This window comes from Streptomyces sp. NPDC015139 (assembly GCF_043079785.1).
In the GTDB taxonomy this organism is placed as follows: domain Bacteria; phylum Actinomycetota; class Actinomycetes; order Streptomycetales; family Streptomycetaceae; genus Streptomyces; species Streptomyces albidocamelliae.
This window is the reverse complement of sequence record NZ_JBIBUW010000003.1, coordinates 797,673-811,197: the sequence shown is the minus strand read 5'-3', so window position 1 is coordinate 811,197 and position 13,525 is coordinate 797,673. Positions and strand designations below refer to the sequence as shown.

Annotated in this window: 13 protein-coding genes; 11 read left to right on the top strand and 2 right to left on the bottom strand. The window is 74.8% G+C overall.

Features of this window, described 5'->3' with window-relative positions:
• Positions 1–9 precede the first annotated feature (9 nt).
• From ACF08B_RS12380 to ACF08B_RS12360, 5 genes are all read left to right on the top strand, one after another.
• A complete protein-coding gene (locus ACF08B_RS12380) occupies positions 10–1,440 on the top strand; it encodes an NAD(P)H-hydrate dehydratase (RefSeq protein ID WP_392317265.1) in 1,431 nt (476 codons plus the stop codon).
• A gap of 518 nt (positions 1,441–1,958) precedes the next feature.
• Complete coding sequence (alr, locus tag ACF08B_RS12375; RefSeq protein ID WP_392317264.1) at positions 1,959–3,125, top strand: alanine racemase; 1,167 nt, start codon at positions 1,959–1,961, stop codon at positions 3,123–3,125.
• A 109-nt stretch (positions 3,126–3,234) separates the two neighbouring features.
• Positions 3,235–4,482, top strand: coding sequence for an alpha/beta fold hydrolase (locus tag ACF08B_RS12370; protein ID WP_392317263.1), 1,248 nt, complete (start codon positions 3,235–3,237; stop codon positions 4,480–4,482).
• A gap of 89 nt (positions 4,483–4,571) precedes the next feature.
• Positions 4,572–5,084 carry a tRNA (adenosine(37)-N6)-threonylcarbamoyltransferase complex ATPase subunit type 1 TsaE gene (gene tsaE, locus ACF08B_RS12365; protein WP_392317262.1) on the top strand — a complete coding sequence of 171 codons (513 nt, stop codon included), beginning with the start codon at positions 4,572–4,574 and terminating at the stop codon, positions 5,082–5,084.
• A gap of 130 nt (positions 5,085–5,214) precedes the next feature.
• Positions 5,215–5,388: a hypothetical protein gene (locus ACF08B_RS12360; RefSeq protein WP_392317261.1), complete on the top strand. Its 174-nt coding sequence runs from the start codon at positions 5,215–5,217 to the stop codon at positions 5,386–5,388.
• Between the two features lie 29 nt (positions 5,389–5,417).
• Here ACF08B_RS12360 and ACF08B_RS12355 read toward each other — a convergent pair whose 3' ends face one another.
• Positions 5,418–5,978 (bottom strand): hypothetical protein, encoded by a 561-nt coding sequence (locus ACF08B_RS12355; RefSeq protein ID WP_093475421.1) that lies wholly within the window; start codon positions 5,976–5,978, stop codon positions 5,418–5,420.
• Positions 5,979–6,091: 113 nt separating this feature from the next.
• Between ACF08B_RS12355 and tsaB the strand changes: the two genes are divergently transcribed.
• The 4 genes from tsaB to ACF08B_RS12335 are packed head-to-tail and all read left to right on the top strand — an operon-like array spanning position 6,092 to position 8,643.
• Positions 6,092–6,748, top strand: a complete 657-nt coding sequence (gene tsaB / locus ACF08B_RS12350) for a tRNA (adenosine(37)-N6)-threonylcarbamoyltransferase complex dimerization subunit type 1 TsaB (protein WP_392317260.1) — start codon at positions 6,092–6,094, stop codon at positions 6,746–6,748.
• 29 nt (positions 6,749–6,777) lie between these two features.
• Positions 6,778–7,275, top strand: a complete 498-nt coding sequence (gene rimI, locus ACF08B_RS12345) for a ribosomal protein S18-alanine N-acetyltransferase (protein ID WP_392317303.1) — start codon at positions 6,778–6,780, stop codon at positions 7,273–7,275.
• Entirely contained in the window at positions 7,268–8,359 is a 1,092-nt protein-coding gene (gene tsaD, locus ACF08B_RS12340; protein ID WP_392317259.1) for a tRNA (adenosine(37)-N6)-threonylcarbamoyltransferase complex transferase subunit TsaD, read from the top strand. Before rimI ends, tsaD begins: the two co-directional genes overlap by 8 nt.
• Positions 8,356–8,643 carry a hypothetical protein gene (locus ACF08B_RS12335; protein ID WP_392317258.1) on the top strand — a complete coding sequence of 96 codons (288 nt, stop codon included), beginning with the start codon at positions 8,356–8,358 and terminating at the stop codon, positions 8,641–8,643. Before tsaD ends, ACF08B_RS12335 begins: the two co-directional genes overlap by 4 nt.
• A 174-nt stretch (positions 8,644–8,817) precedes the next feature.
• Here ACF08B_RS12335 and ACF08B_RS12330 read toward each other — a convergent pair whose 3' ends face one another.
• On the bottom strand, positions 8,818–11,124 hold the full coding sequence (locus tag ACF08B_RS12330) for a glycoside hydrolase family 3 N-terminal domain-containing protein (protein WP_392317257.1): 2,307 nt from the start codon (positions 11,122–11,124) through the stop codon (positions 8,818–8,820).
• A gap of 149 nt (positions 11,125–11,273) precedes the next feature.
• Between ACF08B_RS12330 and ACF08B_RS12325 the strand changes: the two genes are divergently transcribed.
• Both ACF08B_RS12325 and ACF08B_RS12320 read left to right on the top strand, forming a co-directional pair.
• Positions 11,274–12,305 (top strand): LacI family DNA-binding transcriptional regulator, encoded by a 1,032-nt coding sequence (locus tag ACF08B_RS12325; protein ID WP_392317256.1) that lies wholly within the window; start codon positions 11,274–11,276, stop codon positions 12,303–12,305.
• A gap of 196 nt (positions 12,306–12,501) precedes the next feature.
• Positions 12,502–13,509 carry an LCP family protein gene (locus ACF08B_RS12320; RefSeq protein ID WP_392317302.1) on the top strand — a complete coding sequence of 336 codons (1,008 nt, stop codon included), beginning with the start codon at positions 12,502–12,504 and terminating at the stop codon, positions 13,507–13,509.
• The last annotated feature ends 16 nt before the right edge of the window (positions 13,510–13,525 follow it).

The window sequence follows — 13,525 nt, the reverse complement described above, 5'->3', positions numbered from 1 at the left end:
CTCGGTGCCATGCGTACTGCGTACAGCGTGGAGACGGTGAGGGCGGCCGAACGGGCCCTGATGGCGCGGCTGCCGGACGGCGCGCTGATGCAGCGGGCCGCCGCCGGACTGGCCGCCGCCTGCGCGGATCTGCTCGGCCGGGTGTACGGCAGCCGGGTGGTGCTGCTCGTCGGCAGCGGCGACAACGGCGGGGACGCCCTGTACGCCGGGGCACGGCTGGCCCGGCGCGGAGCCGGCGTGACGGCCGTGCTGCTCGCGCCCGGCCGGGCCCACGCCGGCGGGCTCGGCGCGCTGCGGCGGGCGGGCGGCCGGGTCACCGGGGCCGACGACGCCGAGGAGCCGATCGCGCGGGCCGACCTCGTGATGGACGGGATCGTCGGGATCGGCGGCAAGGGCGGGCTGCGCCCCGACGCCGAACGGCTCGCGGACCTGGCGGACCGGTCCCGGGCCGCCGTGGTGGCGGTGGACCTGCCCAGCGGCGTCGAGGCGGACACCGGAGAGGTCCGGGGGGCCGCGGTCCGGGCGGATCTCACGGTCACGTTCGGCACGTACAAACCGGGCCTGCTGATCGACCCGGCGCGCGAGTACGCCGGGATCGTGCGACTCGTCGACATCGGGCTGGAGTTGCCCGGCGAGGGCGCACTGGAAGCCCTGCAGCACGCCGACGTGGCGCGGCTGCTGCCGTCGCCCGCGGCGGAGAGCGACAAGTACCGGCGGGGTGTCGTGGGCATCGCCGCAGGGTCCGCGCGGTACCCGGGGGCCGCGGTGCTCGCCGTCTCCGGGGCGCTGCGGGGCGGCGCGGGAGCCGTTCGGTACGTCGGGCCCGCCGGGGACGCGGTCATCGCGCGCTTCCCCGAGACGCTCGTCTCCGACGCCGGCCCCGCCAGGGCCGGGCGGGTGCAGGCCTGGGTGGTCGGGCCGGGAGCGGGCGACGACGCGGCGACCGTGGCGCAGGTGCTGGCGGCCGACGTGCCGGTCCTGCTCGACGCCGACGGGCTGCGGCTGGCCGAGCGGGACGCGGTGCGCGGGCGTACCGCGCCGACGCTGATGACGCCGCACGCGGGGGAGGCCGCCGCGCTGCTGGGGGTGCGGCGGGAGGAGGTCGAGGGCGCCCGGCTGGCCGCGGTGCGGGAGTTGGCGGCGGCGTACCGGGCGACCGTGCTGCTCAAGGGTTCGACGACGCTGGTGGCCGACGACGGGGGCGGTGCCGTCCGGGTCAACGCGACGGGGACGCCCTGGCTGGCCACGGCGGGGAGCGGCGACGTGCTGTCGGGGCTCGCCGGATCGCTGCTGGCGGCGGGACTCGCCGCGCGGGACGCCGGGAGCGCGGCCGCCCATCTGCACGGACTCGCCGGGAGGTTCGCGGCGGACGGGGCGCCCGCGGGGGCGCACGACGTCGCCGCGCGGATCCCGGAGGCCTGGCGGGACGTGTACGACTGACCGCGCGGGACCGGTGCTTCCCCCGCTCCGGAGGCGCCCCGCGTGCGCGGGCGGGCGGAACGCGCCCGGCTCGGCGGGGCCCCTGGCCCCGCGGGTGCCCCTTCCGCGCGGCACCGCTGATCGGGTGGGGCCGCGCGTTCGGCCGACCGCGTGATCGGCGGACGCACCGCACACCGGGCCGCCGCGGCACCGCCCGCCGCCGCGGTGACCGGGCCGCCGGCGACGGCCCCGGCGGGCAGCCCCGCGCGCCCCGCGCCGGCATACGGCCCGGTGTGCGGCGGTACCCGGTGCCGGTCCCGGCCCCGCGCGGCCCCGGCGGACCGACACGCCCGGCCGGGCGCCGCCGTCGAGGGTGACGTGCGGCCGGCGGAATGCGCGTCCCGCCACGGACCGCCCCGCACCCCGCCGGAAAGCACCCGTGCTCACGAGGGGCGACCACCTCTCCGTGCGCGGGCGCAGGCCGGGTACCTGACACGGCACCGGGGGCCCGCACGGCCCTCTGAGAGACTGGGGGCGCCATGAGTGAGACTGCAGCTGTGCCTACCGCCCCCCTGCGCGCCCGCGCCGAGATCGACCTGGGCGCCCTGCGCGCCAACGTGCGGGCGCTGCGCGCCCGTACGCGGGGCGCGGCCCTGATGGCCGTCGTCAAGTCCGACGGATACGGCCACGGCGCGGTGCCGTGCGCCCGCGCGGCCCTCGCCGCGGGGGCGGACTGGCTCGGCACCGCCACGCCCGAGGAGGCGCTCGCGCTGCGCTCGGCCGGCCTGCCGGGCCGGATGCTGTGCTGGCTGTGGGTGCCGGGCGGCCCCTGGCGGCAGGCGATCGAGGCCGACATCGACGTCTCCGTGAGCGGGCTGTGGGCCCTGCGGGAGGCCGTCGAGGCGGCCCGGCAGGCCGGCCGGACCGCCCGCGTGCAGCTCAAGGCGGACACCGGACTCGGACGCAACGGCTGTCAGCCGGCCGACTGGCCCGAACTCGTCGCCGAGGCCCGGCGGGCCGAGGACGACCGACTGGTGCGCGTCACCGGTCTGTGGTCCCACTTCGCCTGCGCCGACGAGCCGGGGCACCCCTCCGTCGCCGACCAGCTCGACCGCTTCCGGGAGATGCTCGCCCACGCCGAGGAGCAGGGCCTGCGTCCCGAGGTGCGGCACATCGCCAACTCGCCCGCCACGCTCACCCTGCCCGAGACCCACTTCGACCTCGTCCGCACGGGCATCGCGATGTACGGCATCTCGCCCAGCCCGGAGCTGGGCACCCCGGCCGACTTCGGGCTGCGCCCGGTGATGACGCTCAGCGCCTCGCTGGCCCTGGTCAAGCACGTCCCGGGCGAACACGGCGTCAGCTACGGCCACCACTACGTCACTCCCGGCGCGACCACCCTCGGCCTGGTGCCGGTCGGCTACGCGGACGGCATCCCGCGGCACGCCTCGGGCACCGGGCCGGTGCTGGTCGACGGCAAGTGGCGGACGGTCGCCGGGCGGGTCGCCATGGACCAGTTCGTGGTGGACCTCGGCGGCGACGAGCCCGCGGTGGGCAGCGAGGCCGTGCTGTTCGGCCCCGGCGACCGCGGCGAACCCACCGCCGAGGACTGGGCGCAGGCCTGCGGCACGATCGCGTACGAAATCGTCACACGCATCGGAACGCGGGTTCCGCGCGTCTATGTGAACGGGGAAGAACTCGGGTAACCCGTCCGGGAGCGACGGGTCCCTCGGGTGACCCCGGCACTCGGGCACCACAGGGGCCTCACCCGTTTCACCCACAGGCGAACTGCAGTACGGCGAAGAGGAGCGGTACGTGAGCGAGAGCAGCGCGGAGGCAGTGGCGGACGTCCTCGCCTCGGCGGCCGTCGCCTCCGCCGCGGGGGCGACGTCCGGGAGCTGGCGCAGGGCGACCGGCATCGCCGGCGCCGCGATAGGCGTGCTCGCCGCGGGCGCGGCGGCCGGTGTCGCCATCGAGCGGATGACGGTCGGCCGCGGGATGCGGCGCAAGGCCCGGCTGGCGCTGGACTCGGCCGGCCCCTACGGCACCCTGCGCGGCACCCCGGGCAAGGCGTACGCCGACGACGGCACCGAGCTGTACTACGAGGTCGACGAGACCGAGCCGGAACCCGGGCCGACCCCCTCCCCGCGCCGCCGCCGGCTCTTCGGACGCAAGGCGCCCGCCCCCGTGACCGTCGTCTTCTGCCACGGCTACTGCCTCAGCCAGGACTCCTGGCACTTCCAGCGGGCCGCCCTGCGCGGGGTCGTCCGTACCGTGCACTGGGACCAGCGCAGCCACGGGCGCTCGGGGCGGGGCGCGGCCCAGACCCGCGACCGGGTGCCGGTCACCATCGACCAGCTCGGCCGCGATCTGAAGGCCGTCCTCGACGCCGCCGTACCGGACGGCCCGGTCGTGCTCGTCGGTCACTCGATGGGCGGGATGACCGTGATGGCCCTCGCCGCCCAGTACCCGGAGCTGATCCGGGACCGGGTCGTCGCGACCGCCCTCGTGGGCACCTCGTCCGGACGGCTCGGCGAGGTCAACTTCGGCCTGCCGCTGGCCGGCGTCAACGCGGTGCGCCGCATCCTCCCCGGAGTGCTGAAGGCGCTCGGGCAGCAGGCGGAACTGGTGGAGAAGGGGCGCCGGGCCACCGCCGACCTGTTCGCCGGGATCATCAAGCGGTACTCGTTCGCGGGGCGGGACGTCGACCCGGCCGTCGAGCGGTTCGCCGAACGGATGATCGAGTCCACGCCGATCGACGTGGTCGCCGAGTTCTACCCGGCCTTCACCGACCACGACAAGACCGAGGCTCTCGCCCACTTCCGGAGCATGCCCGTGCTCGTGCTGGCCGGCGTGCAGGACCTGGTCACGCCGAGCGAGCACAGCGAGGCCATCGCCGACCTGCTCCCCGAGGCGGAGCTGGTGCTCGTGCCGGACGCCGGGCACCTGGTGATGCTGGAACACCCCGAAGTGGTGATAGACCGCCTCGCCGATCTGCTCGCCCGTGCCGGCGCCGTGCCGCTTCCGGCTACCGTAAGTGGCTGTGACTCCGCCTCCTCCTAGAGGGAGCGGCCACCGGCCCTACGGCCGCGGTCCGGCCCGGACCGGTCCCCCGCGGGACCTCATCCGTGTACTACTGCAAGTGAGTGACGATGGAAGCTACTGCCGCACCGCACGACACCGCTGAGACCCGGCTGACCATCACCTCTCCCGAGCAGATGCGGGAGCTGGGCCGCCGCCTCGCCAAGCTGCTGCGCGCGGGCGACCTGGTGATGCTCAGCGGGGAGCTCGGCGCGGGCAAGACCACGCTGACCCGGGGCCTCGGCGAGGGGCTCGGCGTGCGCGGCGCGGTCACCTCGCCGACCTTCGTCATCGCGCGCGTGCACCCTTCCCTCGGTGACGGCCCGCCCCTGGTCCACGTGGACGCCTACCGGCTCGGCGGCGGCCTGGACGAGATGGAGGACCTGGACCTCGACGTCTCGCTGACCGACTCGGTGATCGTCGTGGAGTGGGGCGAGGGCAAGGTCGAGGAGCTGACCGAGGACCGGCTGCAGGTCGTCATCCACCGGGCCGTCGGGGACACCACGGACGAGGTGCGGCACGTGACGCTGACCGGGCTCGGACGGCGGTGGGCGGACAGTGGCCTGGAGACCGTCGCGGCCTGAACCGTCCGACGGCTTTCCGACATGCCGTCGGCAACATATTGCGCAGGACGTCCCGGGCGTGGTCACATGGTGTCCAGCCGGTAGTTAGGTGTGCCTAACTACGCCCGCCCCCGCAGCTCAGGAGGCGTCCATGACCGCTCACCGCCCCGCGGAGCAGTCCCGCCCGGCCGTGCCCGCCGGGATGTCCATGCGCGATCTGCTGGCCTCGTGCGCGGCCGCGGCCGCGGTCTCCACACCACCGCGGGCCCCGGAGACGGCCCAGACGGCCCCCGGCGCCGCCCCGGAGCGGCGCGAGGCCGCCTAGGGCCGGCCGACCGGATCCGGCGGCCGGACCTAGCGGATCACGACCACCTTCACGCCGATCGTCGCGAAGTTCCACATCGCGGTCCCGTCGGCCCGGTCCTCCCGGATGCCGCCGGTCTTCACGGCCGGGTCGACCGCCGTCTGCGCGCCGTCGCCGACGGCCGCGCTGAACCCGATCGCCACGCCGTCCACGCTGGAGAACCGCACGATGTGCTCGACCGGCGCGCCGTCGGTGCCGGTGGCCGCGTTCGAGCGGGACGACACCCAGTACGTGCCCACCGCGGGGTCCATGCTGCCGGGCCGCACCCGGAAGGTGCGTGCCACGTGCTCGTGCTCCTCGACCAGCCAGACCCGGTCGTCGTCCACCGAGTACACGACCCGTTCACCCTTGCCGGACGCCGTCGGCAGGGCGGTCGGGTTACGGCGGTCCCGGGGCGCCTTCGCGGCCGGCGCCGCGGCGGAGGCGCTCGCTCCGGGCCGGCCGGCCAGACCCGCCGGGACGGTCGCCTGGGCGCGGTAGGCGAGGAAACCGACCGCTCCGAGCGCCGCCGCGGTCAGGCCGGCCACGATTCCCGAGCTGGTCCCGGCCACGTGCGCCCACCTCCGTCTCGTGCGATATGTCGTACTTCGTACAGACCGTAGCAGTCGGTGACCGTACGACCGGGACGGCGATGCCCGAGCCGCGGGAGCCGTAGGCTGTTCGCGTGCTCTTGCTCGCTCTGGATACCGCCACACCCGCCGTCACCGTCGCGCTGCACGACGGCACGGACGTCATCGCCTCGTCGAGCCAGGTGGACGCGCGCCGGCACGGAGAGCTGCTGCTGCCGGCCGTCGACCGTGTGCTCGCCGAAGCCGGGCTGAAGCTGGAGGCGGTCACCGCGATCGTCGTCGGCACCGGCCCCGGCCCCTACACCGGCCTGCGGGTCGGTCTGATGACCGCCGACACCTTCGGCCTCGCGCTCGGGGTCCCGGTGCACGGCCTGTGCACGCTGGACGCGCTGGCCTACGCCGCCGACATCGAGAAGGGCCCCTTCGTCGTGGCGACCGACGCCCGGCGCAAGGAGGTCTACTGGGCGAAGTACGCCGACTCCCGCACCCGGCTCACCGACCCCGCCGTCGACCGGCCGGCCGACATCGCCGAGCGGGTCGCGGGGCTCCCGGCGGTCGGTGCGGGCGCGCTGCTCTACCCGGACACGTTCCCGAGCGCCCACGAGCCCGAGCACGTGTCCGCCGCGGCCCTCGCCTCGCTCGCCGCCGGGAGGCTGGCCGCGGGCGAGGAACTCCCGGCGCCCCGGCCGCTGTACCTGCGCCGTCCGGACGCCCAGGTCCCCAAGAACTACAAGGTGGTCACCCCCAAGTGACGGCACCGGCAAACCCCGTACTGCGCGAGATGCGCTGGTGGGACATCGACCCGGTCCTGGAGCTGGAGAAGGACCTGTTCCCCGAGGACGCCTGGTCCCGGGGCATGTTCTGGTCCGAACTGGCCCACGCCCGGGGCTCCGAGGCCACCCGGCGCTATCTCGTGGCCGAGACCGACGGCCGCATCGTCGGCTACGCGGGTCTCGTCGCCTCCGGCGAGCAGGCCGACGTCCAGACCATCGCCGTGGCCCGCGACGAGCAGGGCACCGGCCTCGGCCGGCGCCTGCTCGACGAGCTGCTGCGCGCGGCGACCGCGTTCGAGTGTCACGAGGTGCTGCTCGAATGCCGGGTCGACAACGTCCGCGCCCAGAAGCTGTACGAGCGCTTCGGTTTCGAGCCGATCGGCGTGCGGCGCGGCTACTACCAGCCGGGCAACGTGGACGCCCTGGTCATGCGTCTGACCACCGCCTCCGCAGGCGGCCCCGCCGCGGATGCTCCCCCCGTACAAGGAACCGAGAGCAATGACTGACGAACCCCTCGTCCTCGGCATCGAGACCTCCTGCGACGAGACCGGCGTCGGCATCGTCCGCGGCACCACCCTGCTGGCGGACGCCATCGCCTCCAGCGTCGACGAGCACGCCCGCTTCGGCGGTGTCGTACCGGAAGTGGCCTCCCGCGCGCACCTGGAGGCGATGGTCCCCACCATCGACCGCGCCCTGAAGGAGGCCGGGGTCGCCGCCAGGGACCTGGACGGCATCGCGGTGACCGCGGGCCCCGGCCTCGCGGGCGCCCTGCTGGTCGGCGTCTCCGCGGCGAAGGCGTACGCCTACGCCCTGGGCAAGCCCCTCTACGGCGTCAACCACCTCGCCTCCCACATCTGCGTCGACCAGCTGGAGCACGGCCCGCTGCCCGAGCCGACGATGGCCCTGCTGGTCTCCGGCGGCCACTCCTCGCTGCTGCTGTCCGAGGACATCACCTCCGACGTCCGGCCGATGGGCGCGACCATCGACGACGCGGCGGGCGAGGCGTTCGACAAGATCGCCCGCGTGCTGAACCTGGGCTTCCCCGGCGGCCCGGTCATCGACCGGTACGCCAAGGAGGGCGACCCGGCGGCGATCGCCTTCCCGCGCGGCCTCACCGGCCCCCGCGACCCGGCGTACGACTTCTCCTTCTCCGGTCTGAAGACCGCCGTGGCCCGCTGGATCGAGGCGAGGCGCGCGGCCGGCGAGGAGGTCCCGGTGCGCGACGTGGCCGCCTCCTTCCAGGAGGCCGTCGTCGACGTCCTGACCCGCAAGGCCGTCCGCGCCTGCAAGGACGAGGGCGTCGACCACCTGATGATCGGTGGCGGTGTCGCCGCCAACTCCCGGCTGCGCGCCCTCGCCCAGGAGCGCTGCGAGGCGGCCGGCATCCGGCTGCGCGTCCCGCGCCCCAAGCTGTGCACGGACAACGGCGCGATGGTGGCCGCGCTCGGCGCCGAGATGGTCGCCCGCAACCGGTCCGCCTCCAGCTGGGACCTGTCGGCCGACTCCTCCCTGCCGGTCACCGACCCGCACGTGCCGGGAAACGACCACGACCACGTGCACGAGGTCAGCAAGGAGAACCTCTACTCGTGACCGTCGCGCTGATGTGGGAGGCCCGGGCCGCCGAGGGCCGCGGCGAGGAGCTGCTGGCCTGGGTGCGGGGGCAGGGCCTGGCCCGGTCCCCGCTGCGCCGGGAGACCTTCCGGGCGCCGGGGGACCGGGTGCTGGTCATCACGTGGTGGGACGCGCCCTACGACGCCTCGCTGCCGGAACTGCCCGAGCCGGAACCGGGGTTGACGACCCGTGCGGTGCACCGCTGGCGGTTCGAACCGGTGGCGGAGGCTGAGCTTGAGCAATCCCCGCCGACTGCGCTATGATCATCACACAGCGAACGGCCGGAACACCGGTTCGGACGCAGTGCGTTGGTGGTCCAAGGAAAGACGTCCCGCTTCCTGCGGGGAGATGCAGGTGCAAGGCCTGCCCGGCGCTCCACACACACCCCGTTCCCGGGTCTCCGGGAGCGGGGTGTTCGCGTTCCGGGGGTCCCCGGCTCAGTCCGCCGTGTCCAGGACCTCGCACCGCAGCCGCCGGTCCGCCCCCAGCACCCGCACGGGCCCCGACAGCCGCAGCCGGGCCGTGTGCCGGGTCTCCGCGCTCGACGGGCCCAGCCGCAGCTCCAGTTCGCCCGGCTCCACCACCCGCGCCCCCGTACGGTCCGTGAAGGACGACAGGTCCGCGTGGAAGCGGAAGGTCAGCCGGCGCGCCTCGCCGGGAGTCAGCTCCAGCCGGCGGTAGCCGATCAGACGGACGTCCGGGCGGGTCACCGAGGCCACCGGATCGTGCAGATAGAGCTGGACGACCTCCGCGCCCGCCCGGTCGCCGGTGTTGCGGACCGTCAGCGAGAGGTCGTGACCGCCGTCCGTGCCGATCTCCGCGACCTCGTCGTCCGCGTGGCCCTCCCAGGCGAACGTCGTGTACGACAGGCCGTGGCCGAACGGGTGCAGCGGGGTCGGGTCCAGACTGCTGACCTCGCCGGCCAGGCCGAGCGGGGGCTGGAGATAGGTCCAGGGCTGGCCGCCGGGCCCGTGCGGCACGCTCACCGGGAGCCGGCCGGAGGGATTCACCCGGCCGGACAGCACCCCCGCCACCGCCGGGCCGCCCTCCTCGCCGGGGAAGAAGGCCTGCACGACCGCGCCGAGCCGGCCGTGCCAGCGGCCCAGCGCGTAGGGGCGGCCGGTGAGCAGCACGAGGACGACCGGGACGCCCGTCGCGGCCAGCGCGTCCAGCAGCTCCGCCTGGACGCCGGGGAGTTGCAGGTCGGCCACGTCGCAGCCCTCGCCGGAGGTGCCCCGGCCGAACAGTCCCGCGCGGTCGCCGAGCACCGCGACGCACACGTCCGCCTCGGCCGCCCGGGCCACGGCCTCCTCGAAGCCGCCCGTGTCCGGGTCGCGGACGCCGCACCCCTCGGCGAACGTGACCTCGGCGTCCGGGAGTTCGGCGCGCAGCGCGTGCAGCAGCGGGGGCACCTCGATGCCGAGCGGAACCCCGGGGTGGTGGGGGAGGACGTGGGAGGGGAAGGAGTAGCAGCCGAGCATGGCGAGCGCGTCCGCCGCACGCGGGCCCACGACCGCGATCCGGCCGCCGGGGGCGAGCGGCAGCAGACCGCCGGGATTGTCCAGCAGGACCACCGACTCCTCCGCGAGGCGCCGGGCGACCGCCCTGTTCCCGGCGGAGTCCAGCTCCGGCGGCCCGTCCGGCTCCGGGCTCCAGTCCTCGTCCAGCAGGCCGAGTTCGCACTTCTGGCGGAGCACGCGGCGGGCCGCGCGGTCCACCAGGGACTCGGGGACGCGGCCCTTCCGCACGGCCTCGGCGAGCGGGTCGCCGAAGCAGTCGAGGGTGGGCAGTTCCACGTCGACACCCGCGGCCAGGGCCAGCCGGGCGGCCTCCGCCTCGTCGGCCGCGACCCGGTGCAGGGTGCGGAGGAAGCCGATGCCGAAGTAGTCGGAGACCACCGTGCCGGTGAAGCCCCACTCCTCGCGCAGCACCCCGGTGAGCAGGCACGGGTCGGCGGAGGCGGGCACCCCGTCGGTCTCCGTGTAGGCGGCCATCACCGAGCGGGCCCCGCCCTCGCGCAGCGCCATCTCGAACGGCGGCAGCGTGACGTCCGCGAACTCCCGTACGCCCGCCCGGACCGGAGCGAGGTTCCGGGCGCCGGCCGAGGAGGCGTACCCGGCGAAGTGCTTGAGGGTCGCCACGACCCCGGCCGACTCCAGGCCCCGCACGTAGGCGGTGCCGAGGGTGCCCACCAGGTACGGGTCCTCGCCGATCGTCTCCTCCACCCGCCCCCAGCGGGGATCGCGGACCACGTCCAGGACGGGCGCGAGGCCCTGGTGGACGCCGGCCGAGCGCAGGTCGTGACCGATCCGGCGGCCCATCTCCGCCACCAGCTCCGGGTCGAACGAGGCGCCCCAGGCGAGCGGTACGGGGTAGGCCGTCGCGCGCCAGGCGGTGAACCCGGCCAGGCACTCCTCGTGGGCGATCGCCGGGATGCCGAAGCGGTTCGCGGCGGCGATGCGCCGCTGGGCCCGGGCCAGGGCCCGAGCGGCGAGGGCCGGTTCGACCGGGGCGGTGCCGAACGAGCGGGTCAGCTGGCCGAGTCCGGAGGCGATCAGCTCGTCCCAGTCGTACGCGGCCGTCATCTCGCGCTGGTGCGGGGCGACTCCGTCGCCGTCCGTGGCGGCCCCCACCCACACGCCGTACAGCTGGGCGGTCTTCTCCTGGAGGGTCATCCGCGAGAGCAGGTCGTCGACGCGGGCGGCGGCGGGCAGCGCGGGGTCGCGCCAAGGAGCGGTGGTCAAGGGAACTCCCGTCGGACGGTCGGGATCGTGCCGGCGGCCGGTCGGGGCCCCCTGCCGTCGAATGTTTCGAGTCATGCCTCGAATGTTCCGGGAACCTATGGGGCACACACGCCTTCGTCAAGAGGCTCAACGGGGATACGATCGCGGCCATGAAGCCCGCGAAGTCCGCAGAAACGCAGACGGCGACCCTGGCCGAGATCGCTCGCGCGGCCGGGGTGTCCGCTCCGACTGTTTCGAAGGTGCTCAATGGGCGTGCGGACGTCGCCGCCGCGACCCGCACGCGTGTCGAGGAACTGCTGCGCACCCACGGCTACCGGCGCCGCCGCGCCGAGGCCTCCCGTTCCCCGCTGATCGACCTGGTCTTCCACGAACTGGAGAGCGCCTGGGCGATGGAGGTCATCCGGGGCGTGGAGAACGTGGCCCGGGACGCCGGGCTGAGCGTGGTGCTGTCGGAGTCCGCGGGACGGCTCACCCCCGGCCGGACCTGGGCCGACCAGGTCGCCGCCCGCCGTCCGCACGGCGTGGTGCTCGTGCTGTCCGGGCTCGACGAGTCCCAGCGGGCGCTGCTGACCAGCCGGTCCATCCCGTTCGTGGTGATGGACCCGGCCGGCGACCCGGGTCCCGACGTGCCCTCGATCGGCGCCACCAACTGGCAGGGCGGTCTCGCCGCGACCCGGCATCTGGTGGACCTCGGCCACACCCGGATCGGGGCGATCAGCGGCCCCTCCCGGATGATGTGCAGCCGGGCCCGCGTGGACGGCTACCGGGCCGCCCTGGACACGGCCGGGCTGCCCGCCGACCCCTCGCTCGTGCTGACCGGCGACTTCCACCACGACGCCGGTTACCGGCTGGGCCTGGAGCTGCTGCGCCGCCCCGACCGGCCGACCGCCGTCTTCGCGGGCAACGACCTCCAGGCGCTCGGCCTGTACGAGGCGGCCCGCGAGCTGGGAATGCGCATCCCCGAGGACCTCAGCGTCGTCGGCTTCGACGATCTGCCGGTCTCCCGCTGGGTCGGCCCGCCGCTGACGACCGTCCGGCAGCCGCTGACCGAGATGGCCGAAGCGGCGGCCCGGCTGGTGCTGGAGCTCGGCCGGGAGCGGGAGGAACGGTCCGCGACCCGGGTGGAACTGGCGACCCGTCTGGTGGTGCGGTCGAGCACGGCGGCGCCGGCCGCGGGCTGACGCCGGTCGGGGCCGAAACTTTCGGAGCCGGAGCCGGAGCCGGAGTTGGGACCCGGAACGAGGTCTCGGTGTTCCCGGGATGAGAATTTCCCTAGAAAGCCGACTCGGGCGGCTTCTGCTAACAGTCCCCTAATAATTCGGACTTACGTTCCTGCCCGTGACGCGACACGAGGAACAAGGCGACACGGGCGGACCGGTGGGCCGGCGGCGGAGAGCGCTGCGCATCACCGGCTTCGCCCTGGCAGGCGCGCTGGTGCTCGCGGCCGCCGCCACGACCTGGGCGTACCGGCATCTCGACGACAACATCAAAAGCGTCGACATCAACACCGCGCTCGGCGACGACCGGCCCGCACGGGCGGTGGTCACCCCGTCCGCGGCCGCCGCCTCCCCGCTGCCGAGCGGCTCCCTGAACATCCTGGTCCTCGGCTCGGACTCGCGCAGCGGCAAGGCCAACCAGGCACTCGGCGGCGGCGACAGCGGTGGCGCCCGGTCCGACACCGCGATGGTCGTGCACATCGACGCGGGCCGTACGGAGGCCACCGTCGTCAGCATCCCGCGCGACACCCTCGTCACCCGCCCGTCCTGCCCGCTCCCGTCCGGCGGTTCGACGGCGGTGACCCACGGCGCCATGTTCAACAGCGCGTACTCGGTGGGCGGTCCGGTGTGCGCCGTGAAGACCGTCGAGTCGCTCACGCACGTCCGCATGGACCACTACGTCGAGATCGACTTCGCCGGCTTCGCGAAGCTGGTGGACGCGCTCGGCGGGGTCGACGTCACCACCGACCAGGACATCGACGACGACAAGAGTCATCTGCGGCTGGACGCCGGCGACCACCACCTCGACGGCACCCAGGCCCTGGCCCTCGCCCGCACCCGGCACGGCATAGGCGACGGCAGCGACCTCGGCCGCATAGGCCTGCAGCAGAAGCTGGTGAAGGCGCTGCTGGAGCGCATCGCCACCATGAACCTGCTCACCGACCCGGCCGGGCTGTACCAGGTCGCCGACGCCGTCACCGCGAGCCTGACCACCGACACCGGCCTCGACTCCCTGAACGAGCTGATGAGCCTCGGCCGCAGCCTGCGGGGCCTGACCGCCGACCGGACGAGGACCGTGATGATGCCGGTCCTCCCCGCGCCCTCCGACCCCAACCGGGTGGTCGCCAAGGAACCGGCGGCCGGTGAACTGTGGGCGTCCCTGCGCTAGACAACGGCGCTGACCT